Genomic DNA, 24,615 nt, shown 5'->3' with positions numbered 1-24,615 from the left:
CCTACGGCAGGATGGGGGGATGTCCGTCCTGTCCACGTTGCGTCACCCGATCATCGCCGCCCCGATGGCTGGTGGCCCGTCCACGCCCGCGCTGGTGACCGCCGTGTCCGCCGCGGGTGGGCTGGGCTTCCTCGCCGCCGGGATGATCGACACCGGACGGCTGCTCGCCGATGTTGCCGAGGTCCGCTCGCGTAACGATCGGCCGTTCGGTGTGAACCTCTTCCTGCCCGACCCCGGCGGGGTCGACGAGGCCGCCGTCCGGGCGTACGCCGAACGGCTCGCCCCGCAGGCCGCGCGACGCGGCGTGAGCCTGGGCGAGCCGGTGGGCGGCGACGACGCGTACCCGGAGAAGCTGGCCGCGCTGCTCGCGGACCCGGTCCCGGTCGTGTCCTTCGTGTTCGGGCTGCCCGACCGGGCGGCGGTGAGCGCCCTGCGCGAGCGGGGCACCGAGGTGTGGGCCACCGTCACCCGCCCGGACGCCGCGACCGCCGCCGCCGACCTGGGTGTGGACGCGGTGGTGGTGCAGGGCACCGAGGCTGGTGGGCATCGCGGCGGTCTGCCGGACGACGACGACTACGGGTTGCTGCCGCTGCTCCGGCTGACCGCCGCCCGCTGCGACCGGCCGTTGGTCGCCGCGGGTGGCCTCGTCGACGGCCCCTCGGTGGCCGCCGTGCTGGCCGCCGGCGCTGCCGCCGCGCAACTCGGCACGGCCTTTCTGCGCTGCCCCGAGGCGGGCAGTTCGCCGATGCACCGGGCGGCGGTGGCCGGTGCCGCACCGACCGCGTTGACCCGGGCGTACACCGGTAAGCGGGCCCGTGGCGTGGCCAACGACTTCCTGCGCGAGCACGACGCGGTGGCACCGCGTGGTTACCCCCAGGTGCTGCACCTGACGCGTCCCCTGCTCGCCGCCGCCCGGCGCGACGCGGACGCATCGGTGGCCAACCTGTGGGCCGGGCAGGCGCACCCGCTGGCCCGGGACGTGCCGGCGGCGCAGGTGGTCGCCGAGGTGAGCGCAGACGCACGGGCCGCGCTGGCCACAGTGGTCGAGCGGTCGAGCCGCTGGGGCTGACCAGGACGTCGGCAACCGGCTCGGGCGGGCGGGGCAGGCCGGGCGGGCAACCCGTTAGAGTCTCGCCGTGATCGAGATCGGTGCGCAGGTCGAGCTGTCCCACCCGGCTGAGCGGGTCTGGCGCGCCCTGACCGATCGGGAGTTGCTCGGCCGCTGGTTCGCCGAGGCCGAGATGGTCGAGGGCGTACCGGACCGGTTGCTGCTGCGCACCGCCGGCCTGCCCGGCTTCCAGGCCGACGTCGAGGTCGAGGTCACCGAGCGGCAGGAGCCGGACCTGCTCGTGCTGGCCTGCGACGAGGCCGGTCGGCTCAGCGAGGTGACCTGTGACGTCACGGCCACGACCCAGGGCTGCCGGCTGGAGGTGCGGGAGGTCACCACGCACGGCGGGTGGTCGGTCGAGCAGCAGAAGCCGCGCGAGCAACAGTTCCGGCAGGCGCTGACGGTACGACTGCCGGCCATTCTCGACTGGCTCGCCTTCCAGCAGGTCGACCTGCGCCGGGCCGACGGTGGGATGACCGCGGAACTGCCGCTGATCGGCGTACGCGGCAGGGCCGGCCGCAACCCCCGTCGGCGTCGCACGCTGATCGCCGTGGTCGCCGGGGCCGTGCTGCTGGCGGGGACGGCGGCATGGGTGACGTTGTCGCCCGACCCGAAGCCGGTCGCCGCGCCCGCACCGACCGCTACCGCGTCCGCGTCGCCGACCGCGACGGCCGGCAGGGCGACGGTCGTCTCCACGGCGACCCCCTCGGCGCGCCCCTCCCGGGCCACCGCATCAGCGACCACCCGGCCGACCCGGACCCCGTCGGCGAAGCCCTCGCTGACGCCCACGTCGGCGGCGCCACCTCCGCCACCGGCGCCCGTCACGGCCCGCTACGAGACCGAATCCGACAGACTGTTCGGCTACACCGGAGAGATCGTGGTCGGCAACCCCGGCGGCGCACCGGTGGCGGACTGGGCAGTGGTGGTCACCCTCGCCGAAGGCACCACTGTCGACGACGTCGAGGGCGCGAACTGGCGACAGGACCGACGGGTGATCACCTTCACCGGAGCCGCCGTGGCGGCCGGGGGATCCCAGACGATCAGCTTCGACGTCCGCGACAGCCGGCCGAACGCCCGGGAGCCGGAGAACTGCACGATCGGCGGGCAACAGTGCGCGGGCCTCTGACTAGGCTGCCGCCATGGCACTGCTGCACAGGGCGACCCTGCACCCCACGAAACTGGACCTGCTGACGGCCTGGCTGCCCACCCGACAGTGGTACGCCGGACCGACCGGAGTCGAGGTGGTCAGCCGGGGCGCCTACCGCTTCGACGACCCGGACGGCGAGGTCGGCATCGAGACGATGCTGGTCGGCGCCCCCGACGGGCCGGTCCACCATGTTCCGCTCACCTACCGCGCCGCGCCCCTCGACGGTGCGGACAGCTGGCTCGTCGGCACCACCGAGCATTCGGTGCTCGGCAAGCGGTGGGTGTACGACGGCTGCGTCGACCCGGTCTACGCGGCCGCGCTCGCCCACGCGATCCTCACCGGCAGCGGCCAGGCGGAGCAGTACTTCGAGGTCGACGGCCGGCGCGAGGTGCGTGAGCCGACGGTGACGGTCGTCGTCGACGGCACCGCCGCCGCCCAGGTACCGGCCGTCGGCGCGGTGCGACGGGTGGTCGACGAGGACCGCACGCTCATCGCCACCGACACCGTCGAGCTGGTCGTCGTGCGCCGGCCGGGGGCCGGGGCCGACGGGTCGACCGGGGGCACGCTGAGCGGCAGATGGGACGGTCAGCCCACGACCGTTCCGCTGGCGTACGCCAGGATGCGCTGATCCGTGTGCGGTGGGCGGCCCGATCGCTCGGGCCGCCCACCGCTGTCACCACTGCGCCGGTGGCGGGGGCGGCGACACGGGCGGCCGGTCGTCGCAGGTGATGGTGTTGGGCAGCAGCCACGGCGCGAGCCACCCGCCGTCGTTACCGCCGAGGTCGGTCAGTGTGAACTCCGAACCGGCCGGGGTGAAGTGGAACGATCCGCAGTTGTTGACGCCGACCGCGCCCACGTTGCGAGCGTCCACGTTGGCGAACGAGGCGGACCCGGCAGCGCGGGCGCTGAGCACCGAGGTGCCGGTGCCGTCGACCCGGACGTCCCGGAACCGCGCGTCGGAGATCGAGTAGAGGTCCTTCACCGGCCAGTCGCTGACCAGCATGATCGCGTTGTACGTGTTGTCCAGGTACGCGTCGCCGGTCACCTCGATAGGCGCCTCGATGCTGCGATCCAGGGCGAAGACCCAGATCGCGCCCAGCCCGATGTTCCAGTTCAGCTCGTACGTGCCGGCGCGGGCCGTGGTGTTGTTCGTGAAGCGCAGGTGCCCGGTGAACGGCTCCGCGCCGAAGCGGGCCCCGGCGTGCAGGCCGCTGCCCTCCCGTACCGGGTCGGCGACCAGGTTGTGCGAGACGGTGGTGTCGGTGCCGCCGTAGATGGCGATGCCGTTGGCCAGGGTCGGTGACTGCACTGTGTTGTGGTCGAAAGTGTTCCGTGCGTTGGCCGTCTTCTCCGACCACATCGCCAGGCCGTCGTCGCCGGTGTTGCGGACGAAGTTGTGCGACACGAGGGAGTCGGTCACGCCGGTGTGGAAGTTGAGCGCGTCGGCGATCTGGTCGACGATGATGTTGTTGGTGACGCGGACGTTGCGCATCGGGCCGTCGAACCACAGACCTGCCTTGGTGTGGTGCAGGTAGAGCCCGTCGATCGTGGAGTCGCTCATCGCCCCACCGATCGCGTTGACCTGGTCGGTGTCGATGCGTTCCCGCACGTCGCCCTCGATCGCGAAGCCGGAGAGGTGCACGTTGCGGCTGCCGCCGTCGGCGGCGTCCCGCCCGTAGAACCCGACCCCGGTGTGCACGGAGCCGTCCGGCGCGGGAGTCGGCAGGGCGACCTCGCGGCCCTTGATCGTGGTGTACCAGTTGCCGGCACCCTCGATGGTCACGTCGTCGACGATGATGTGCCGGTTGACCTGGTAGGTGCCCGGCGGAATGTAGACCTTGAGGTGGGCGCGCCGAGCGAAGGCGATGGCCCGGTCCAGCGCGTCGGCGGAGTCCCGCCGGCCGGTGGGGTCGGCGCCGAAGGCGAGCACGTTCGCCGCGAGCAGTCGGACGTGCGGCGGCGCCACCAACTCGGAGTCGAGCAGGTCGATGACCGTCCAGGCTGCGGCGCTGCCGGGCGGCGCGGTGAGCCGGACCTTGTCGCCGGCCCGGTAGGTACGCCCGAGCAGCAGCCGCTGCTCGTCGTAGAAGTGGGTGGGCCGGAACGGCTTGGTGATGCTCGGGTACGGCGTGGTGGCCGACGGCACGCACTGGCACTCGGTGATCCACCAGTCCGGGTGCAGCAGCCCGGCCTGCGGGTCGTTGGTGAACGGGTACTGGTTGTAGAGCCACGAGTACTGCGACGTCAGCGTCATGGTGCGCAGGTGCTTGCCATTGACGGCGACCCGCAGCGGCGCGGTGATCCCGCCACCCTGCGGCGCGTCCGGGATGCTGTACCGCACGGAGATCCCGTTCGCCGCGCTGGGCAGGACGAACTCCACGTACTCCCCGGGGGTGAGCCGGACCGCCCGGCGGCCGGAAGCCTCCGCGGGCAGCGTGTAGGCGGTCCGGTCGGGCCCGATGATCTCGCCGTTGGTGCGGGCGTTCTCCGCTTCCTGCTCAAGGAAGTCGACGTCCGCGCCGCGTCCGGCGACCAGCGCCGGATCGAGGGCGGCCCGGGTGACCACCGGCTGCGCGCCGGCGGACGCGGGTGGACTGGCGACGGCCGCGGTGGGTCCGGCGACCAGCACGGCGAGACCGGCCGCGAGCGCGACGGCGGTGCCGCCGGGCCGGCCGGGGCGTCCCCGCGCCGGCGTGAGGCTGCGAAACATCGGTGACCCTCCTGGGTGGGTGGTGGTGGAGGTCCGCCCGGCGTCCCCCCGACGCCCGACATTGATCGCCATGATGCAGCACCAGACAGAGCGCTGCAAGACGACTATCGAACAACGAAAATAAACGACTATCAGGCCGCAAGAAATGGACGGTTGTCGAGTTGAGGTGCCGCGCGTCGCCTGCCCCCACCAGCTCACGCCCGGCGTAGGCTGATCCGCGTGGATCAAGAAGACCGGATTGCCCTCTTCCTCGACTACGAGAACCTCGCGTTGGGCGCGCGCGACCATCGTGGCGGCGCGGCCTTCGACTTCCGGCCCATCGCCGACGCGCTGGCCGAACGGGGTCGGGTGGTCGTCCGACGGGCGTACGCCGACTGGTCCTACTTCGACGAGGACCGCCGGATGCTCACTCGGTCCCATGTCGAGCTGATCGAGATCCCGCAGCGGATGGGCGCGTCCCGTAAGAACGCCGCGGACATCAAGATGGCCGTCGACGCGATCGAGTTGGCGTTCGAACGCGACTACATCTCCACCTTCGTGATCTGCAGTGGTGACAGCGACTTCACCCCGCTGGTGCACAAGCTGCGCGAGCTGAACAAGCGGGTCATCGGCGTCGGGGTCGAGGGGTCCACCTCGGGGCTGCTTCCCCCGGCGTGCGACGAGTTCCTGTACTACGACCGCTTGGAGGGCGTGGACATCCCGCCGGCCCGTGGCCGGCGCGCTCGTCCCGCCACCCGGCAGGCCGGCGCGGAACAGCGCCCACCCGAGCCGGAGCAGGAGCAGGACCGTCGACCGCAGGACGCGGAGCCCGATCGGGATGTGGACGCCCTCGCGGTGCTCGTCGCCCAGTCGGTCGCCGGTTTGCAGGGCAGCGCCAACGGCGAGGTCACCGCCTCCCGGCTCAAGCGGACCCTGTTGCGCAAGGACCCCACCTTCAGTGAGTCCGACTACGGCTTCCGTACCTTCGGCGAACTGCTGCGCCACCTCGCCGAGCGCAACGTGATCGAGCTGGCCGAGGGGCCGGCGAAGGGTGACCCCGAGGTCTCACTGCCCGAGCACGGCGACCGGGAGGTGGCGTTCGGTCTGCTCCGGGGCGTCGTGGCGGACCTCGGTAGCGGCGGCAACCCGGTGGCGTTGTCCGGGTTGAAGAACCAGGTACGCCGGGCCCGCCCCGACTTCAGCGAGAAGAAGCTCGGCTACCGCAGCTTCCTACAGTTCTGCAAGGCCGCCGCCACCGCCGGCGTACTGGACCTGCGCTGGAGCCCCGAAGCCGACGACTACCTCCTGACAACCCAAACCTGACCGCCCCGCCGATCCGCACCCCACCCTCCCGCTGACCCGCCCTCCCGCACGAGCTGATCAAGAGGTTTCCGTCAGTGGGAACGCGATCCCTGGCGCGAACTTCTTGATCAACAAGGTTGGGGATTGCGGGCGGGCTGCAGGGCAGAGCTTCCTGATTCGCAACTCAGGAGCGGGAGAACCGCCCGTTATGGTTTCGAACCGCCAACGGTTGGCCCGAAATGCGCCTGGATTGTCGCCCTTGCCCCAGTCCGGGCATACCTGCGCCGTACCCTCCGCGCGGGAATTGCTATACGGTCGGCGAATGAAGGTGGAGGAGCACTGGTGGAACGGAGACACGACCCCGCGCGGGCGCCGGGACGTGTACATCCGTACTGACGGGCAGGGTTGGGAGGTCCGCGCCCAGATCGGTGGGGCGTCGGGTCGTGAGCGGGTGCAGCAGTGCCCAAGCCGGGCCTCGGCGGCCATCCTCGCCGACGCCTGGCGCGGCACCCACCCATCCTGGCGCGAGCTAAAGCAGCGCTGATCCGGCACCGGGCCGGGTCGGCAACGCTCCTGGGCTACAGCCCGGCGCGCCCGCCGACCGGGCCCGGCGCTCGGTTACCACTCCACAACTCGGCTGGCCGGCTCAACTACTCCTCATCAAGTGATCAAGTGATGAGAAGTAGGTCCCGGGGAGCGGATTGAGCTACTTTTCATCACCTGATCAAGGGATGGCGGCGGATCTCCGTGTCCCCGCCCTCAGGTCGGGTATCCGGAGGGCTGCCGGTCGCGCCCGATGGAGGTCGCCCATGTCGCAGGGTCCCGACGAGGAGAACCCCAGGATCGACGAGGAGGTCCGAGAGGCCGAGCGTCGGCTCGCCAACCTCGGCACCTCGTCGGACGACGCGCTGACCGACGACGACGCCCGCGCGCCGGACGGTGCTCCCACTGAGGAGAACGCCGATTAGGGCCTGCCCGGCGTCCTGCCGGACAGGCCCCCATGATCGGCTCAGTGCTTCAGCGTGAAGGTGAAGTCGCCGGAGAGCTTGCCGCTCAACCGGAACGCCGAAACGACCTTGCCTTCCATGATCAGTCGGTCGATCTCGCCGCGCGACAGACGGCAACCCTCAGCGATCAGTCGGGTCGGCCGGACCGGGACCCGTGCCGCGTTGCGGACCGCGACGTCGATCACGTCGAGGTCCAGGTACTCCGATCCGCCGGTGTCGAGACGCCAGGCGTCGGTCCAGTCCAGGGCGAATCGGTTCCGGTGCTGGACGGCCGGATCCTGGAGCAGCTCGGCGACCAGGCCGCCGTCGTTGGAATGGAGCCGGTCCAGCAGTTCGGGTGGGATGGTGCGTACGGTCATCCGTTCCAGGACGGTGAGTTTCGCCGTCTCCCCGCACTCGGTGCAGAGCACGAGAAGCCAGACGTCGAGGAGCTTGTGGTTGGCGTTGACACGGAACTTGCCGCTCGCCCGAAGGCGTTGGGACGGGCACGCGTGGCAACGGCGGTTGACGATCGGCAGGCAGGTGGGCACGACGGCCCAGTGAATGAGCACAGAGGTACACCAGTTTCAGTGAGAAGTCCGCAGCAAAAAGGAGCGCGGCGCACAGGCGCGACGCGCGACAGATCAGCTCTCGGGAGGTCTCACAGGGTGTACAACGGCACGTCCTTGCCTAGACGACCTGGTTACGCAGCACGGTAACGGCGCACGGCGGCGCCGCTCCACTGGTTTTACGCGTCAGTCAGGAGCCCGGGTGGCGGGACGAGCGAACCGGTCAGGCCTTCGAAACCGGCAGGACCGCGCCCTCGGCCGCCGACCGGTGGGCCAGCTCGATCAACTCGACAGTGTGGACGGAGTCCCGTGGGTCCACCGGCATCGGCGTGCCGTCGCGCAGCGCAGCCGCCACCTGGGCGTAGAAGCTCTGGTACGCGCCGGGTTCGGTCGGCACCGGCCGCAGGTCACCGTCGACGCCGAGCAGGCCGTAGCGGTCCGGCGGGACCTCACCCCAGCCCGGCTGGTCCGGGCGGCCACCGTCGTGCAGCGCCGCCTCCTGCACGTCCAGCCCGTAGCTGGTGTAGCCGGCCCGGTCGCCCAGCACCCGCAGGCGCGGCCCGAGCTGAGCGGTCACCGCACCCATCCACAGGTGCGAGTGGACCCCGCTGGCGTGGGTCAACGCCACGAAGGCGTCGTCGTCGACGGCCGCGCCCGAGCGGCGACGGTCCACCTCCGCGTACACCCTCTCGACCTGGCCGAACAGCTGCACCGCCTGGTCGACGAGGTGGGCACCGAGGTCGAAGAGGGCGCCGCCGGCCTCCTCCGGCCCGGCAAGCTCCCGCCAGCCCGGCTTGATCGTCGGACGGAAGCGCTCGAACCGGGACTCGAAGCGCAGCACCTGCCCCAACTCGCCCTGCTCGACCAGGCGGCGGACGGTCAGGAAGTCACCGTCCCAGCGCCGGTTCTGGAAGACCGTCAGCGGCACCCCACGCTCGGTCGCCTCGTCGATCAGCACGCGGCCCTCCGCGGCGGTCGGGGAGAGGGGCTTGTCGACGACGACCGGCAGGCCGGCGGCGAGCGCCGCGCGCGCCATCGGCACGTGCTGCCGGTTCGGCGTCGCCACCACGACCAGGTCCAGGGCGTCCGGGGTACGCCACAACTCGTCGGCGTCGTCGACCAGGCGGGCGTCCGGGAAGTGCTGTCGCGCCTGCTCGCGTCGCTGCGGATCACGGGTCACGATGGCGTCGAGCCGCAGCCCGGGGGTCGCGGCGATCAGCGGCGCGTGGAACACCCGGCCCGCCAGCCCGTACCCCAGCAGACCAACCCGCAGCGTCTTCGCCATGCCGTGCCCCCGTCTGGATGGTCCGCGCCCTGACCTGGCGCGGTACCGCTGAGAAGAATCTACGCCGGGCCCGATCTCGGCCCGGTGCCGGTCAGGTCACCGGGTCGGCGCGCAGGTAGGTGAGGACCGCGAGCACCCGCCGGTTGGTGTCGTCGCTGGGGGGCAGGTCGAGCTTCAGCAGGATGTTGCCGACATGCTTGCCGACCGCCGCCTCGCTGACGTGCAACCGGCCGGCGATCGAGGCGTTGGAGCGTCCCTCGGCGAGCAGCGCCAACACCTCCCGTTCCCGGGCGGACAGCGCGGCGAGCGGGTCGCGGGGGCGGTGCAGCAGTTGCCGGACCACGTCCGGGTCGATGGCGGTGCCGCCGTCGGCGACCCGGCGCAGCGTGTCGACGAACTCGGTGACCTCGGCGACCCGGTCCTTGAGCAGGTAGCCGACGCGTTGGCCGTCGCCGCTGTCCAGCAGCGCCGCCGCGTACCCGGTCTGCACGTACTGGCTGAGCACCACGACCGGGAGGTCAGGTCGCTCGGTGCGCAGCGTGACGGCCGCGCGCAGCCCGTCGTCGCGGCGGCCCGGCGGCATCCGGATATCGGTCAGCACCAGGTCCGGTTGGTGGTCGCGGGCCGCCGCCAGCAGGTCCGGTGCGGAGCCGACGGCCGCGCACACGGTGAAGTCGAAGCGGGTCAGCAGCGCGACCAGACCCTCCCGCAGCAGCACCTCGTCCTCGGCGAGCACCACCCGGGTCACCGACGACATGGCAACTCCACCCGGACCACTGTAGGACCGCCGGGCGGGCTGGACAGCAGTAGCCGGCCGTCCACGGCGGCGACCCGGTCGGCGAGCCCGGTCAGGCCGGTGCCCCGGGCCGGGTCGGCGCCGCCGTGGCCGTCGTCGGTCACCTCGACGACGAGGTCACCGCCGACCCGGGTGAGGCGTACGTCGGCGCGGGTCGCCCGGGCGTGCCGGGCCACGTTGCCCAGCGCCTCGGAGACCACGAAGTAGGCGGTGGTGTCCACGATCTCCGGCAGCTCGTCGTGCAGGTCGGCGTGCACGGCGACCGGGATGGTGGCGGCGTCGGCCAGCTCGCGGACGGCGCCGGCCAGGCCGAGGTCGGTGAGGCTCTGCGGGCGGATGCCGTGCACCAACTGCCGCAGCATCACCATCAGGCCCCGGGCCTGGTCGTGCGCCACGGCGAGGGGGCGGGACGCGGGGGAGTCCTCGGGTACGTCCAGCCGGGCCAGCCCGAGCTGGAGGGTGAGGCTGGTCAGCCGGGGCTGTGCGCCGTCGTGCAGGTCGCGCTCGATACGACGGCGTTCGGCCTCGTACGCGCCGACCAGTCGGGTGCGGGAGCGGGTGACCTCGCGCAGCGCCGCCGCGTCCACCGGGTGGGCCAGCAACCACCGGGCCACGGCTGCCTGGACGGCGGCGAGCAGACCGACGGCGTACCAGAGAACCGGGACCAGCAGCACCCCCACGATGGCGTACGGAATGGCTTCGCCGGTGCTGTCGATCGGCTGCCAGATCACCACCGGCTGGTTGGCGTCTCCGGCCAGCCAGGGGCTGGAGATCATTCCGAGGTCGAGCAGCACCAGCACCAGGAACACCCAGTAGGCGACCGGAGTGAACCCGCCCAGCCAGAACAGGTAGGCCACCTCCCGCCAGGTCGCGGCGTTGCGGTAGCGGGCAACCAGGCCCGGCCACGGCGACGAGGGCAGCGGGCGACCGTCGACGAGCCCGACCCGCCACCGCTCGACGACGGCCACCGGGAAGCTCACGAGCGGGGCCAACGCCAACAGGGTGAGGCTGCCGGTCGCCAGGAACAGCATCAGCGCGATGCTCGGTGGTCGGCCGTGCAGGCGGAGCCCGTTGGCGGCGGCCAGCAGGGGCGCGCCGATGACGAGCAGCCCGACGCCGAGCACGCCGGCGATCGGCACCGTGGTGACCAGGTAGGCCAGCGCGCGCCAGGGCCACGCGGAGATCAGCCAGCGGCGGCGGCGCAGCGCCTCGGCCAGGTGCGAAGGGTGTTCCGTGGTCATGCAGCAGACGCTAATCGGGGGCGACCGGGTGCCCCAGCCGTCCAGATCCCCTCTTCGGGGTATGCCCAGCACTACCAGCGAACGGGTGTGCGCGGCCCGGAAACGGGAAGAACGCGAGGTCACGCGACCCGCGTGACCTGTGCTGGCGGCGGCTGGAGAGACATGGGTGCCAGAACCTTCGTGGTGGTCGGCGGGACCAGCGGTCTCGGCCTCGCGGTGGCCCGACTGCTCGTCGACGAGCATCAGGTGGTGGTGTTCGGCAACGTGCCCGCCGAGGTCGCCGCCGCTACCGACGAGCTGGGTTGCGACGGCGCCGTCTGCGACATCTCCTCCTACGAGCAGGTCCGTGACTCCTTCGCCGAGGTGGTCGAGCGCTACGGCACGATCGACGGGGTGGCGGCCTGCGCCTCCATGTGGGCGGGCGGCGACCTGGGGGACCTGTCGGTGGAACACATCCGCCGGGCCGTGGAGATCAACGTTCTGGGCATCACGTACCTGCTGCGGGAGGCGGTGCAGCACCTGCACCGGCAGGGTCACGGCAACGTCGTCTACATCGGCGCGCTGGCGCTGGCGGCCCCCCGGCCCGGCATCCCCGTCTACCGGGCCACCAAGAGCTACGGCAACAGCCTTGTCGATTCGCTGGCCGAGGCCCAGCACAGCAACCGGGTCAAGGTGATGCAGCTGCACCCCGGGCCGATGCCGACCCGGCTACAGGAACGGGTGGGTGCCGAGTTCCTGGACGAGGTGTACGCCATGCCCGACCAGGTCGCCACCGAGGTCGTCCGGTTGCTGCTGCTCGAACCCGACGACCTCTACGTCTCCGGTGAGCGCGTGCTGCGCGCGGACGGGCGGTGGTGACGGCCGCAGCCGGACCCGCCGACCGTCCGGTCTCGGCCTGGGCGCCGCTGCGGACGGCGGTCTACCGCAACCTGTGGCTGGCCCTGCTCGCCGCCAACATCGGCACCTGGATGCAGACCGTCGGCGCGCAGTGGCTGCTGATCAACCACTCCAACGCCTCCACCCTCGTCGCGTTGGTGCAGACCGCCAGTCTGCTGCCGGTGCTGCTGCTGGCGTTGCCCGCCGGGGTGCTGGCCGACAGCTTCGACCGCCGGCACCTGCTGATCGCCGTGCAGCTGTTCCTGGTGGCGGTGGCGGTCGTGTTGACGCTGCTCACAGTGACCGACCGGATGCCGCCCGCGCTGCTGCTCACCCTCACCTTCGCGTTCGGTGTCGGGCAGGCGCTGACCCTGCCGGCCTGGGCGGCGGTGATCCCGGAGCTGGTGCCGCAGGAACAACTCCGGTCGGCGTCCGCGCTCGGGTCGATAAGCGTGAACGTGGCGAGGGCGGTCGGACCCGCGGTGGCCGGCGTGCTGATCGCCCGTACCGGCGTGGCCCCGGTCTTCGGCATCAACGCGGTCGCCTTCGCGATCTTCGCGTACGCGCTGTGGCGCTGGCGACCCGGCAACGCCCGCGCGGTCGAGGTGCCGGAACGGTTCACCGCCGCGTTGCGCGCCGGCAGCCGCTACGTACGCCACTCGCCGATCGTCCGCCGGCTGTTGCGCCGTGCGTTGGTCTTCGTGGTCCCGGCCAGCGCGCTGTGGGCGTTGCTGCCGTTGGTGGCGAGTCGGCGGCTGGGGCTGGGCTCCGGCGGGTACGGGGTGCTGTTGGCCGCCCTCGGCGTGGGCGCCATCGCGGGTGGCGTGCTGCTGGCCGTGATCCGCACCCGGCTGACGGCCAACCAGCTCCTGCTGATCGCCGGGGCGCTGTTCACAGTGGCGCTGACCGTCGTCGGCACCGTCCGGGCGGTGCCGCTGGTGCTGCTCGCCCTGCTGCCCGCCGGGATGGCCTGGGTGACGGTGCTGGCCAACGTCAACGCCGAGATGCAGCTCTTCCTGCCGAGTTGGGTACGGGCCCGGGGCCTGGCCGTCTACCAGGTGTGCTTCGCCGGTGGGCAGGCCGCCGGCGCGCTGCTGTGGGGTCTGGTGGCCGAGATGGCCGGGCTGCTCCCCGCGTACCTGGCGGCGGCGGCCCTGATGCTTCTCGGCACCCTGACGAGTCGGATCTGGCCGTTGCCGGACCTGCGCTCGGTCAACCGGGAACCGGCTGCCTACTGGCCGCAACTGCACCTGGCGCGGGAGCCGGACCCGGGGGTGGGGCCGGTGCTGGTGACAGTGCAGTACACGGTCCGGCCGGAGCGGACCCAACGGTTCCTGGCGGCGATGGACCTGGTGCGTGGCGCGCGGCAGCGGACCGGCGCGATGCGGTGGGGGCTGTTCCGCCCGGCCGAGACGGTGGACCGGTTCGTCGAGGTGTACCTGGTGCCGTCCTGGGACGAGCACCTGCGCCAGCACGGCGGCCGGTTGACAGGTGAGGACCGTGCGGCCGAGCAACGGGCCCGGGAGTTGACCGACGGGGAACCGGAGGTCCGACACCTGGTGCCCGCCGCGGCCGGCCCGACGCTCTCCGACGACCGCGAGGCGCTCTGACACCGCGCGGCACCCCCGGAGCAGGGCCGGCGCGGCCGGGTACGACGTACGGTCTCGTTGTTAGGATGGCCGCACCATGGCGAGTGAGCGCAAGGCGACCGCGGACCCGGCCCGCAGCCTGGCCCTTCTCTGGCGCACCCGGGAGCCGACCAGCCGCAGCGCCGGTCCGGCGCTCAGCGTCGATCGGATCGTCCGGGTCGCGATCGACATCGCCGACGCCGAGGGGCTCGACGCGCTGACCATGCGCCGGGTCGGTGAGGCGCTGGGGGTCGGCACGATGTCGGTCTACACCTACGTGCCGGGCAAGGCCGAACTCGTCGCCGTCATGATCGACACCGCGTACGGCGAGATGCCACGCCCCGCCGTCGAGGGCGACTGGCGTACGCGGTTGGAGCGGATCGCCCGCGACAATCTGGCGCTCTACCAGCGGCATCCCTGGATGCTGCGGGCCGAGACGACCCGACCGGTGCTCGGTCCGCACCTGATGGCCAAGTACGACTACGAGCTGAGCGCCATCGTCGACATCGGGCTCACGGACGTCGAGGTCGACGCCGTGCTCACCCTCGTGCTGGGTCACGTGAAGAGCGCCGCCCGGGCCGCCTCCGAGGTGGTCGACCTGGAGCGCGAGACCGGCATGACCGATGGCCAGTGGTGGCAGTCGCACGCGCCCTGGCTGGAGACATTCCTGAAGCCCGACGCCTACCCGACCGCGTCCCGGGTCGGCACCGCGGCCGGCCAGCAGCACGGTGCCGCGTACGGCCCGGAGTACGCGTTCGAGTTCGGTCTGCAACGCGTCCTCGACGGGATCTCGGTGGTGGTCACCGAGCGGGCGGCCAACCGGTAGCCGCTAGCGCGGTGCTGCCCGTCGAGCCAGCCGGGCCAGCGAGCGCGCCGACGGGCTGCCCGGCTCGGCGTGATAGACCACCAGAGACTGGGTGGTGCCGCTGATCGTGAGCTTCTCGTAGCGCAGCGCCAACTCGCCCACCTCCGGGTGCTGGAACACCCGCACCCCACCGCCGGCGCGGGCCGTGACGTCGTGCCGGGCCCACAACCGCCGAAACCGTTCGCTGCCGGCCGTCAGCTCCCGCACCAGTTCGACGAGGTGGGGGTCGTCCACCTCGGGGCCGACCTGTGCGCGCAGGCCGGCCACCGCGTTGGCCGCGACAGCCGTCAGAGCCGGGTAGAGCGCCGGCACGCTCGGGTCCAGGAAGACCGCGCGCAGGAGATTCACCCCGGTGGTGAAGATCGGCGCCAGCGCGGTCGCGGCGGGGTTGGCGAAGAGCACGTCCAGGTGTCGACCGTGCACGAAGGCCGGGGTCTCGGCCCACGAACCGACCAACTGCCGGATGCCCACCGGCACCCGCTCCGAGGGTCGCGCCGCCCGGCGGGCCGGCACCGGCCGGGCCAGGGCGTGCAGGTGTGCCTCCGCGTCCGCGTCCAGCCTCAACGCGCGTGCCAGCGCCTCGACCACCTGCGTCGACGGGTGCCTGTCACGCCCCTGCTCCAACCGCAGGTAGTAGTCGGCGCTGATGCCGGCGAGCAGGGCGGCCTCCTCGCGCCGCAGGCCGGGGACCCGCCGACGGCCGTGCGCGGGCAAGCCGACGTCACCCGGCCCGATCAGCTCACGCCGGGCACGCAGGTATTCGCCCAGCGGGCCGGCCGCGCTCACCCGCCCATCGTAGGAGCCGCCACCGACCGCCCATCCTGGTCCTGCCACTACCAGGAAAAACAGGGAACCGGCTAACGCCTGCCGCCCGGGTGACAGTGTCGGAGTAAGCGTGATCGAGAGACGGGACAGCAATGACAGAGCGCATCACGACCCCCTTCGGTTTCGCCTCCACCGCCGACGAGGTCATCGCCGGGGTGGACCTCAGCGGCAAGCGGGCCATCATCACCGGCGGTGCCGCCGGCATCGGCATCGAGACGGCCCGTTCCCTCGCCGCTGCCGGCGCCGAGGTCGTGCTCGGGGTCCGCCGGGTCGCGGCGGGTGAGCAGGCCGCCGGCGACATCGCGGCCAGCATCGGCGCGGAGCGGGTCACCGTCCGCGCGCTGGACCTGGCCGACCAGGATTCGGTACGCCAGTTCGTCGCCGCCTGGGACCAGCCGCTGCACATCCTTGTCAACAACGCGGGGATCATGGCGCTGCCCGAGCTGGAGCGCACCGCCGAGGGCTGGGAGATGCAGTTCGCCACCAACTTCATGGGGCACTTCGCGTTGACCGTCGGCCTGCACGACGCCCTCGCCGCGGCCGGCGGCGCCCGAGTCGTGTCGGTCAGCTCCAGCGGCAACCTCTTCTCCCCGGTGATCTTCGACGACCTGCACTTCGCGTTCCGGCCGTACGACCCGCTACTGGCCTACGGGCAGTCCAAGAGCGCGGAGGCCCTGCTCGCCGTGGAAGCCACCCGCCGCTGGTCCGGCGAGGGCATCTACGCCAACGCGCTGAACCCGGGCGCCATCGCCACCGGGTTGCAGAAGCACACCGGTGGGCTGAAGTCGCCCCGGGAAGTGCACAAGACCCCGCAGCAGGGCGCGGCGACCTCCGTGCTGCTCGCGGCGTCCCCCCTGCTCGACGGTGTCGGCGGTCGCTACTTCGAGGACTGCGCCGAGGCCCCGGTCGTCACCGAGCGGCCCGCCGACTACAGCGGCGTGGCCGCGTACGCGGTCGACCCCGGCAACGCCGCACGGCTCTGGGACGTGGCGTCGGACCTGATGTCGTAGCGCGGCGTCACGCCGGCCGGCCCGGCTCGACGGAACCACTCCGGGCCTGGCAGTCCGGGTGGTACGACTGGTCCGGCGGTGGCAGCTGCGGGCCGGGGAAGGATGGCGATGGCGGGCGGGCTTCCGGGACGGCTGCTGCTTTGGCGGGTTAACCCGGGCAGGGCGTCGTTCCTGGCCCTGGGCGTCATCGGCCCCGCGCTGCTCCTGACCGCCCAGCTGCTGCTCATCGTCCTGGTCGACGGGATGCCCGGCCTGCGGGGATACGCGCGACAGGTCAGCGGACGGGACGGGTCCGACCAGCGGCGGCACGGGGAGCGGCCCGATGCCTGAGAGAGAGCCGGACCACGGCAACCAACCGCGCAGACCCGACGTGGTGGAGTTGCGGGTGCACGGCGTGTCCGGGGGCGAACCCACAGTCATCCTCGACCGCCCGGGAGTCCGGCAGGTCGCCGGCGACAACCGCGGCGGCTTCCACCGCCCCGACCGGTCGGAGGGCACCGACCCGGACGGGGTGACGCTGGAGGCGTACCGCTGGGGTGACCTGCCCGCGGGCACCGTGGCCCGGACCCTCTCCATGGTCTTCCTGCTGCCGTTCATGTTCAGCAACGTGGCCGTGTGGATGCTGCCCACCGGCCGCCGCCGTGCCGCCGGGGTCACCATGCTGTGCCGGCTCCTCGCGCTCAACCTCACAGTGCTGTACGTGGTGTCCATCGCCGGGGTCGCCCTCGACCTGTTCGCCTGGCGGTGTCTCGGTGCGGCCCGCTGTCGTGAGCCCTTCGACACGATGGCCGGGCTCGACGGCCGGCACCTCGGGCAGCGGCTGTGCGTGCTGGCACTCCTGCCGATCGCCGCCATCGTGTTACTCCTACTTGTCGGCAAGCGCCGGTCCCACCCGGACGGCAACGCGGTGTGGACCGTGGAACCGCTGGTGCAGCGGCTGCGAGCGATCCACGTCGCCGCCGCGCTCGCCGTACTCGATCTCATGCTGCTGGCGGCCCGTCACACCGGTGGCGCGACGGTCGGGACGACGTTGCTGCTGACCCTCAGCGTGGTGGTGCTGCTGGTCTGCGTCGGTCTGCTCGCCGCCCCCGGGCTGGCCGACCGGGCCGCGATGGCGCGAACCGCGGAATGGACCGCCCGCACCACAGGCGTCCTGGCCGTCGGTCTGAGCGTGGCGACCCTCGTCCTCGTCGCGCGCGACGACCATGGCTGGCCGTCGTCGACCGGGATGCCCGGCTACGGCGGGATCGCGGCCGGGGCCCTGTTCGGTCAGATGACCCTGCTGGTGGTGCTCAGCGGGCTGGTGCTGTGGCACCGTGGCCGTGCGGGCGGACGGTCCGCGCTGCGGCGTGGCCTGGGCGCGGCGGTCGTCGCCGCCTTCGCGGTCGGCCTGGCCGGCGGGCTCTCCGCCGGTCTCGTCTACCAGATCGGGCAGTTGCTCGGCGGTTACTCCGGCGACGGTGGACCGCCGCTGCCGTACCGCTGGACGCTCCTGTCCTTCTTCCTGCACGTGGTCGCGGGGGTGCTGGTGTGTGGCGCCCTGACCCTCCTGTCGCGGCGGCGACGACGCGCCGCGGCAACGGCGATCACCCGTCTCGACTTCCCGGTGGTTCCGCCGGAGGCGGCGGGGCGGCTGCGGCTGACGATGACGACCATCGCCCGGGCGAGGTTCACCGAGTGGCTGGGTCTGATCGCGACCACGTACGCGGTGCTCGCGCTGATCGGACTGATCACGAGCCTGGTGGGGCGTACCGGGCGTGAGCCGGAGGAGTTGGCGCGACAGGTGTTCGGGCTGCCGCCACGAGTCGTCGAGATGGGGCTCACCGGAAGCACCTATCTTCTCGCGGGACTGCTCCTCACACTGTTGGCCGGGGGTGTGTTCGCCTATCGGACCGCGTGGTTCCGCCGGCACGTCGGCATTCTGTGGGACCTGGGTACCTTCTGGCCTCGGGCCGCGCACCCGTTCGCCCCGCCGAGCTACGCCGACCGGGCCGTGCCGGAGCTGGCCGACCGGATCAGCCAACTGGCCGAGCGGCACGCCGGGGTGTTGCTCTGCGGGCACAGCCACGGGTCCGCGCTGCTGGCGCTGGCGGTGCTGCGGCTGCCTCCGCGCGTACGCCGACGGGTCGCGCTGCTCACCTACGGTTCACCGCTGGACCGCCTGTACGCCCGGCTCTTTCCGGCCTACCTCAACGAGCAGGTGCTGCGGGAGGTGGGGGAGCGGGTCGAGTGGCGGTGGCTCAACCTCTGGCGGGAGACCGACCCGGTCGGCGGCTGGGTGTTCGCCGCACACCGACCCGGTGATCCAGCTCCGGACCCGGTCGATCCGGCGGGCCAGGTCGACAGGCGGTTGCGGGACCCTGCACACCTGCTGCCAGCGCCGGGAGAGCGGTCCGCGCCGCCGCTGCGGGGGCATCATCCGGGCGAGACCGACCCCGAGTTCCGGGCTGCGGTGCGCGAACTCACCGAACGCCTTCGCGACGCCAATTGAGGGTTACCGGCCACAGGGGGCAGCGACGCCGGTCAACGATCCATCTCAGGAATCCGGTCGGACTCCGCCACCGTCGCGCGGACCTTGCGCAGGGTGGCGTCGGGGGCCCGGATCGCGGCCCGCCAGCGGTCCAACGTCCGGGTGAGCACCCGGACGACGAACTGCAACTGGTTGACCTGCTCGCGGAGCGTGCCCAGCTCGGACCGGGCGCTGAACGCCTCGACCTCCAACTGGGTGATCCGTGTCTGCAACGGCTGCACGAGCGTGAGGGCGGCCTCGGTGAGCGTGTCGGCGGCATCGGCCTTGAACTTGCCCCGCTGCACCACGACTGTGGCGATCGCGGCAAGGCCGGTGCCCCCGCCGAGGATGCCGAGCACGCTGAGCGCCACCTGCACCCAGTGCGGGGCAGCTGGCGCGGGTGCGGTAATCACGTGACACCTGCCTGCAACTGTTCGTAGGTCAGAAATTCGCACGCGCGGGCCAGGCGGCGGAGGTCGATGGCGATCTGCGCGGCCCGCCAGAGCGACCCGACCGTCACCGCCATCACGAACGACGTGGCGACAACGGAGTTTCGGCCCGACATGACCAACAGGGCCACCGCGTACATGCCGGTGATCGTGCCCAGCACCAGCACCGACGCGAGTTCGAGGCCGAGCCCTGTGGAGAGCCGGCCGGGCCACAGGATGCCCAGTAGTCCGCCCACGCCCACCGCGACCAGACCCAGCTCCCAGGCGACCTGGATGGGCTCCGGCATCGACGTCTGAACGGACGTCGGCCGGACGTTGAGGGTCATCATCAGAACGCCGCAGAGCGGTGCTGCGGCCAGGACAGCGATCTCGTACGGCTGGTGGCGGGATCGGATACGAAGATTTCCCACGGCAACTCCTTGGTCGAGGACCGGCGTCCGGCAGCGCCCCGGTGGGTCGGTGCCGTTCGGTGGGTCGCGGCCGTGGAGCCGCGAACCGTGCGGCGGAGCCCGGTGGTGCGTTGCCTGTGGACGGTCGGTGAGCGAGAAGATGGAGCGACTCGACGTCGTTGGCTGCCGGTACCTGCCTGTGTATCACCGATGACCGGTTGGCGTCCACCTGTGTAACGTCGCATTCCCGCAGGTCAAGGGGCGTTGCACGCTGGTTTTTGGGCGGTGGGAAGGGTGAAGCGCGGCGACCCGGCCGCACGGTCACCCGGTGACAGGGAGTGTCAGATATCTTCCCCAGGGTGACGATCGTGGGCCGGGTCGCCTGTCGATCAGCGAGCGAGCAGGGCGCGCAGCGCCCGGAGCACCTCGGCTGGGGCCTCCTCCGCCATGAAGTGCCCGCAGCTGACCGTCTGGTGGTCCAGATCCGGCGCCCAGGCCCGCCACACCGCCGCCGCGTCGTAGCCCAGCGCCGCGCCCCAGTCCTGCTGGAGCACCGCCACCGGCATCCGCAGCTGGTTGCCGGCCGCCCGGTCAACGGCGTCGTGGGTCACGTCGATACCGGCCGACGCTCGGTAGTCGGCGACGATCGAGGGGACGGCGTCGCGGGACGCGCGCAGATACGCGGCACGCACCTCCGCCGGCAGGGCCTCCGGATCACGGGTCCAGACGTCCAGGAAGTGACCGAAGAAGGCGTCCGGGCTGCCGGCGATCAGCTCTTCGGGCAGGCCGGGTGGCTGCGCCATCAGATAGAGGTGAAACGCCACAGCGGCGCTGGCGCCGTGCAACACGTCCCACATGTCCAGCGTGGGTAGCACGTCGAGCAGGGCCAGGTGACTGATCGCCTCCGGATGGTCGAGGCCGGCTCGGAACGCGACCAGAGCCCCCCGGTCGTGCCCGGCCAGGGCGAACCGCTCGTGACCGAGCGCGCCGGCCAGCGCCACGATGTCGGCGGCCATGGTGCGCTTGGCGTACCCGGTGCCATCGGTGTCGAGGGGCTTGTCGCTGTCGCCGTAGCCGCGCAGGTCCGGGCAGATGACCGTGTGGTCGGCGGCCAGATCGGCGGCGACGTGCCGCCACATGAGGTGAGTCTGCGGAAAACCGTGCAGCAGCACGATCGCCGGCCCGGAACCGCCCACGGCGGCGTTGAGCGTCACCCCGTCGGCGACGGTGACGCGTCGGTAGTCGAATCCGTTGATCTTCGGGTCCACGGGGAACCTTTCTGGTGAGCAGTCCCGGCGGGGCGGTGGCCCGTCGCCGTCGTACCTCACCGAGCCTGCCCGGCGGTGATCAGCAGCCGGTCAGCGTCGGATCAGTGCCGGCCGGGCCACGGGCCTAGATTGGTGCCATGACCAGGCAGCTGACGGCGCCCGTCGCGGTGACCTTCGGCGTACTCGGGCCGGTGATCGCCGCGACCGAGCGCGGCCCGGTCGCCCTGCGGGGACACCGGCAGCGCCTGGTGCTGGGCCGGCTGTTGATCGCCCACGGTCGGGTGGTGCCGGTGGATCGTCTCGTCGACGACCTGTGGGAGGTCGCACCGGACGGCGCTGTGGGCGCGATCCGGACCTTCGTCGCCGACCTGCGCCGGGCCCTGGAGCCCGATCGGCCACCCCGGCAGCCGCCCCGGATCCTGGTCACCGAGCCACCCGGGTACGCGCTGAAGGCCGCCCCGGACGCGGTGGACGCCGGACAGTTCGAGGCGGCCGTTGGTGAGGCGGCCCGGCTGCTGGCGGCCGGGCGTCCCGCGCCGGCCCTGGCCGCGCTGGAGTCGGCGCTCGGGCTCTGGCGCGGGCCCGCGTACGCCGACTGCGCCAACGAGTCCTGGGCGGTCGCGGAGATCAACCGGCTGGACGAGCTGCGGATGCTCGCCGTCGAGCGGCGGGCTGAGGCGCTCCTGGCGGTGGGCCGACCGGACGAGGCCGCCGCTGACCTGCCGGCACACCTGGCCAGCCATCCGCTGCGCGAGGACGCGTGGCGGCTGCTCGCGACGGCCCGGTACCGCGCCGGCCGGCAGGGCGACGCGCTGGCCGCACTTCGGGAGGCCCGCCACGTCCTGGTGACCGAGCTGGGGGTGGACCCGGGACCCGAGCTGCGACGGCTGGAAACCGACATCCTCGCCCAGGCGCCGCACCTCGCCCCGCCCCTCGACCGGGCCGCCACCCCCGGCCCCGGGGAACCCGCGCGACCCGTCGAGACGGAGCAGCGCCCGTTCGTCGGCCGCGACGCGGAGCTGGAGCGGCTGCGGCACGCCGCCGAGGCCGCGTCCCGCCGCCGCCAGCCCACGCTCGCCCTGCTCAGTGGCGACCCGGGTGCCGGCAAGACGGCGCTGGCCGAGGCCCTGACCCGGCAACTCGCCGCCGAGGGCTGGACCACGGCGTGGGGACGCAGCCCGGAGTACGAGGGCGCCCCACCGGCGTGGCCGTGGACCCAGATCACCGACACGCTCGCCGGGACCGCCGCCGCGCCCGCCGCCGCTGCCGAGCCGGGAGGCGGCTCGGCTGACGGTTCGGCCGACCCCGCCACCGTGCGGTTCCGTCGACACCGCGCGGTGGCCTCGCTGATCGCGGCGGTCGCCGACCGGGAGCCGGTCCTGCTGGTCCTCGACGACCTTCACCGCGCCGACGGCGACACCCTGGACCTGCTGACCGCACTGCTCACCGGCCCGCAGCCGGCCAGCGGGCCGGTGCTGATCCTCGGCACCTACCGGGCCACCGAGATCAGCCCGCAGCTGACCGCCACGCTGGCCCGCGCCGCGGGGCTGGAGCCGGTCCGGGAGTATCTTGCCGGCCTGCCCGCGTCGGCGACCGGCGAGCTGGCCGGTGCCATCGTCGGGGCGGAACTGGACCAGGCCACCGCCCGGTCGATCCACCGGCGCAGCGGCGGTAACCCGTTCTTCGTCCGCGAGCTGGCCCAGCTGTACGCGAGCACGGGGCAGGCGGGGTTGGCAGCCGTGCCGCCCGGGGTACGCGACGTGATCCGGCACCGGTTGGCGCAGCTACCCGCCTCGACCCGCACCGTCCTGCGGCAGGCGGCAGTGCTCGGTCGGGACCTCGACCCGGACGTGCTGGGCGCGTTGGCCGGTGACCCGACGGCGGCGCTGGACGCCGTGGACCGCGCCCTGGCGGCCGGGTTCCTCAGCGAGCGGGAGTCCGACGGGCGGCTGCGCTTCACCCACATCCTGGTCCGCGACACGCTCTACGCCGACCTGTCAGCGCCGCGCCGCGCCGCCTGGCACGCGGCCGTCGCCGAGGTGCTGCGACAGCGGGAACCCGTTGAGCCGGCGGCCCTCGCATACCACCTGCTGCGCGCCGGCGGGCCGGTCCACGCCGCCGAGGCGTCGACGTACGCCCAGGTGGCGGCCGAGCGGGCCGAGCGGGGCGGCAACCCCCACGAGGCGGCCCGCCTGTGGGGCCAGGCGATCGACGCGTACGACAGTGCCGGCGGGGTCGAGCCGCGTGGGCGGGTGACCGCACTGCTCGGCCTGGGGCGGGCGCTGGCCGTGACGGGCCGGCTCGCCGAGGCGCGGCTACGGCGTGCCGAGGCGATCACCGTCGCCGAGTCCACCGGCGACCCCCTGCTGATCCAGGAGGCCCTGGCTGGCTTCGACGTGCCCGCCAGTTGGACGCGCAACGACGACGACCTGCTCTCCGGGCACATCGTCCGGGCCGCCGAACACGCCCTGACCGCGCTCGGCCCGATCGGCTCGGCGCAGCGCAGCCGGCTGCTGAGCACCCTCGCGCTGGAGCTGCGCGGCACCACCACCGATCGTGGCCGGCGCGCCGCCGCCGAGGCCGAGACGATCGCCCGCGACATCGGCGATCCCGCTCTGCTGGCGTTCGCGCTCAACGCCCGCTTCATGCACGCCTTCCACCGCGTCGGTCTGGCCGACGCACGGGCCCGGATCGGCGTGGAACTGGTCGAGCTGGCCGCCCGGCACCACCTGGTGACCTTCGAGGTGCTCGGCCACCTCGTCCTGGTCCAGGCCAACTGCGCGCTGGCCGACCGGCCCGCCGCCGACGCGCACGCCCTCGCCGCCGACCGCCTCGCCGAGGCGTACGAGCTGCCGTTGGTCGGTGTCTTCACCCGGTGGTACGCCGCGCTGCGGCTGGCATTGGGCGGCGACCGGGACGCCGCGGCAACCGCGTACCGTGCCGCCGCCGAACAGCTGCCCGCCGACGGTATGCCGGGCCTGGCCCAGGGCTTGCTGCCGCTCGCCCTGCTCGGCCTGCGCCTGGCCGACGCGGTCAGCGACGCCCCGCCGGCAGGTGACCCCCGGCTGGCCGCTGTACCGCGGCCGATTCCCGGGCCGGACGACGAGGACTGGGAGCGGCTGGACTGGGGCCCGCATGAGCCCTGGGTGCGGCCCCTGCTGCTCGCTGCCGCCGACGACCCCGGTGCTGCCACAGCGGCGTTGCGGGCCCTGCCGGACGGGCCGCACGATCTGCTTCGGGAGGTGCGGCTGTGCCTCACCGCGCGGGCGGCGCTGGCCGTCGGCGACCGTCCCACGATGGAACGCGTCGCCCGCGCGCTCCGCCCCGCCGCCACCGAACTGGCTGCCGGCAGCGGTGTGGTCACCGTCGGCCCGGTGGCCGCGCACCTCGCCGATCTGGCCGCTGCGCTGGGCCGCGACGAGGAAGCCGCCGAGCATCGCCGTACCGCCCGGATGCTCCTGGCGCGCGTCCGCGCCGACGACCCAACCTGAGCGCCACCGGGCGAATGCTGCCCGATGCCAGGGCCGGCAGCTCATTCACTGCACGGGCCGACGATGGTGATCATGCCCGATGCTCTTCATGGTCAGCTCAACAACGCCGAGGCGGCGCGCTACCCCACCGCCTGGCTGCCGCACCGCTCCAGGGCCCCCGTACTTCGTAGATCTTGGACAGT

Annotated in this window: 22 protein-coding genes; 13 read left to right on the top strand and 9 right to left on the bottom strand. The window is 72.6% G+C overall.

All coding sequences use genetic code 11. From position 1 onward, the window contains the following. The first annotated feature begins 19 nt into the window (after positions 1–19). The 3 genes from ABZU43_RS13590 (at position 20) to ABZU43_RS13580 (ending at position 2,883) form a co-directional block, all read left to right on the top strand. Positions 20–1,069 (top strand): nitronate monooxygenase, encoded by a 1,050-nt coding sequence (locus ABZU43_RS13590; RefSeq protein WP_355006834.1) that lies wholly within the window; start codon positions 20–22, stop codon positions 1,067–1,069. 67 nt (positions 1,070–1,136) lie between these two features. Next, positions 1,137–2,234 (top strand): SRPBCC domain-containing protein, encoded by a 1,098-nt coding sequence (locus ABZU43_RS13585; RefSeq protein WP_355006833.1) that lies wholly within the window; start codon positions 1,137–1,139, stop codon positions 2,232–2,234. Positions 2,235–2,247: 13 nt separating this feature from the next. Further along, positions 2,248–2,883 carry a hypothetical protein gene (locus ABZU43_RS13580; protein ID WP_355006832.1) on the top strand — a complete coding sequence of 212 codons (636 nt, stop codon included), beginning with the start codon at positions 2,248–2,250 and terminating at the stop codon, positions 2,881–2,883. A 45-nt stretch (positions 2,884–2,928) separates the two neighbouring features. On the opposite strand, the gene ABZU43_RS13575 is transcribed toward ABZU43_RS13580, so the two are convergent. Further along, positions 2,929–4,965, bottom strand: a complete 2,037-nt coding sequence (locus ABZU43_RS13575; protein WP_355006831.1) for a glycosyl hydrolase family 28-related protein — start codon at positions 4,963–4,965, stop codon at positions 2,929–2,931. 219 nt (positions 4,966–5,184) lie between these two features. Between ABZU43_RS13575 and ABZU43_RS13570 the strand changes: the two genes are divergently transcribed. The 3 genes from ABZU43_RS13570 to ABZU43_RS13560 all read left to right on the top strand — a co-directional run bounded on the left by ABZU43_RS13570 (position 5,185) and on the right by ABZU43_RS13560 (position 7,214). Next, a complete protein-coding gene (locus tag ABZU43_RS13570; protein ID WP_355006830.1) occupies positions 5,185–6,267 on the top strand; it encodes a PIN domain-containing protein in 1,083 nt (360 codons plus the stop codon). 301 nt (positions 6,268–6,568) lie between these two features. Beyond that, positions 6,569–6,790: a hypothetical protein gene (locus tag ABZU43_RS13565; RefSeq protein WP_030335934.1), complete on the top strand. Its 222-nt coding sequence runs from the start codon at positions 6,569–6,571 to the stop codon at positions 6,788–6,790. 265 nt (positions 6,791–7,055) lie between these two features. Next, positions 7,056–7,214 (top strand): hypothetical protein, encoded by a 159-nt coding sequence (locus ABZU43_RS13560; protein ID WP_355006829.1) that lies wholly within the window; start codon positions 7,056–7,058, stop codon positions 7,212–7,214. A gap of 41 nt (positions 7,215–7,255) precedes the next feature. Here the strand turns inward: ABZU43_RS13560 and ABZU43_RS13555 are convergent, their stop codons facing one another. The 4 genes from ABZU43_RS13555 to ABZU43_RS13540 form a co-directional block, all read right to left on the bottom strand. Next, positions 7,256–7,804, bottom strand: coding sequence for a DUF1062 domain-containing protein (locus tag ABZU43_RS13555; RefSeq protein WP_355006828.1), 549 nt, complete (start codon positions 7,802–7,804; stop codon positions 7,256–7,258). Positions 7,805–8,024: 220 nt separating this feature from the next. Beyond that, a complete protein-coding gene (locus tag ABZU43_RS13550) occupies positions 8,025–9,086 on the bottom strand; it encodes a Gfo/Idh/MocA family oxidoreductase (protein WP_355006827.1) in 1,062 nt (353 codons plus the stop codon). 91 nt (positions 9,087–9,177) lie between these two features. Next, positions 9,178–9,843, bottom strand: coding sequence for a response regulator transcription factor (locus ABZU43_RS13545; protein WP_355006826.1), 666 nt, complete (start codon positions 9,841–9,843; stop codon positions 9,178–9,180). Beyond that, on the bottom strand, positions 9,831–11,123 hold the full coding sequence (locus ABZU43_RS13540) for a sensor domain-containing protein (protein WP_355006825.1): 1,293 nt from the start codon (positions 11,121–11,123) through the stop codon (positions 9,831–9,833). The genes ABZU43_RS13545 and ABZU43_RS13540 overlap by 13 nt, the downstream gene beginning before the upstream one ends. A gap of 162 nt (positions 11,124–11,285) precedes the next feature. On the opposite strand from ABZU43_RS13540, the gene ABZU43_RS13535 reads away from it, so the two are divergent. The 3 genes from ABZU43_RS13535 to ABZU43_RS13525 all read left to right on the top strand — a co-directional run bounded on the left by ABZU43_RS13535 (position 11,286) and on the right by ABZU43_RS13525 (position 14,453). Then, a complete protein-coding gene (locus ABZU43_RS13535) occupies positions 11,286–11,981 on the top strand; it encodes an SDR family oxidoreductase (RefSeq protein WP_355006824.1) in 696 nt (231 codons plus the stop codon). Beyond that, positions 11,975–13,609, top strand: a complete 1,635-nt coding sequence (locus ABZU43_RS13530) for an MFS transporter (RefSeq protein ID WP_355006823.1) — start codon at positions 11,975–11,977, stop codon at positions 13,607–13,609. Before ABZU43_RS13535 ends, ABZU43_RS13530 begins: the two co-directional genes overlap by 7 nt. Positions 13,610–13,685: 76 nt before the next feature. Next, positions 13,686–14,453: a TetR/AcrR family transcriptional regulator gene (locus ABZU43_RS13525; protein WP_355006822.1), complete on the top strand. Its 768-nt coding sequence runs from the start codon at positions 13,686–13,688 to the stop codon at positions 14,451–14,453. Between the two features lie 3 nt (positions 14,454–14,456). Here the strand turns inward: ABZU43_RS13525 and ABZU43_RS13520 are convergent, their stop codons facing one another. Next, positions 14,457–15,278 carry a helix-turn-helix transcriptional regulator gene (locus ABZU43_RS13520; RefSeq protein ID WP_355006821.1) on the bottom strand — a complete coding sequence of 274 codons (822 nt, stop codon included), beginning with the start codon at positions 15,276–15,278 and terminating at the stop codon, positions 14,457–14,459. Positions 15,279–15,409: 131 nt separating this feature from the next. On the opposite strand from ABZU43_RS13520, the gene ABZU43_RS13515 reads away from it, so the two are divergent. The 3 genes from ABZU43_RS13515 (at position 15,410) to ABZU43_RS13505 (ending at position 18,818) form a co-directional block, all read left to right on the top strand. After that, positions 15,410–16,327, top strand: coding sequence for an SDR family NAD(P)-dependent oxidoreductase (locus tag ABZU43_RS13515; protein ID WP_355006820.1), 918 nt, complete (start codon positions 15,410–15,412; stop codon positions 16,325–16,327). A 108-nt stretch (positions 16,328–16,435) separates the two neighbouring features. Next, positions 16,436–16,657: a hypothetical protein gene (locus ABZU43_RS13510; RefSeq protein ID WP_355006819.1), complete on the top strand. Its 222-nt coding sequence runs from the start codon at positions 16,436–16,438 to the stop codon at positions 16,655–16,657. After that, complete coding sequence (locus ABZU43_RS13505) at positions 16,650–18,818, top strand: hypothetical protein (protein WP_355006818.1); 2,169 nt, start codon at positions 16,650–16,652, stop codon at positions 18,816–18,818. Before ABZU43_RS13510 ends, ABZU43_RS13505 begins: the two co-directional genes overlap by 8 nt. A 32-nt stretch (positions 18,819–18,850) precedes the next feature. Here ABZU43_RS13505 and ABZU43_RS13500 read toward each other — a convergent pair whose 3' ends face one another. From ABZU43_RS13500 to ABZU43_RS13490, 3 genes are all read right to left on the bottom strand, one after another. After that, positions 18,851–19,249: a hypothetical protein gene (locus tag ABZU43_RS13500; RefSeq protein ID WP_355006817.1), complete on the bottom strand. Its 399-nt coding sequence runs from the start codon at positions 19,247–19,249 to the stop codon at positions 18,851–18,853. Continuing rightward, on the bottom strand, positions 19,246–19,695 hold the full coding sequence (locus tag ABZU43_RS13495) for a hypothetical protein (protein WP_355006816.1): 450 nt from the start codon (positions 19,693–19,695) through the stop codon (positions 19,246–19,248). Before ABZU43_RS13495 ends, ABZU43_RS13500 begins: the two co-directional genes overlap by 4 nt. A 368-nt stretch (positions 19,696–20,063) precedes the next feature. Further along, positions 20,064–20,942: an alpha/beta hydrolase gene (locus ABZU43_RS13490; protein WP_355006815.1), complete on the bottom strand. Its 879-nt coding sequence runs from the start codon at positions 20,940–20,942 to the stop codon at positions 20,064–20,066. 137 nt (positions 20,943–21,079) lie between these two features. Here ABZU43_RS13490 and ABZU43_RS13485 point away from each other — a divergent pair, with 137 nt between their 5' ends. Beyond that, positions 21,080–24,433 (top strand): BTAD domain-containing putative transcriptional regulator, encoded by a 3,354-nt coding sequence (locus ABZU43_RS13485; RefSeq protein WP_355006814.1) that lies wholly within the window; start codon positions 21,080–21,082, stop codon positions 24,431–24,433. Positions 24,434–24,615: the final 182 nt, after the last annotated feature.

It is taken from the genome of Micromonospora sp. NPDC005205, from assembly GCF_040608275.1.
Lineage (GTDB): Bacteria > Actinomycetota > Actinomycetes > Mycobacteriales > Micromonosporaceae > Micromonospora.
Note: the sequence above shows the minus strand (reverse complement) of the source record. Positions and strands in the feature narration are given on the sequence as shown.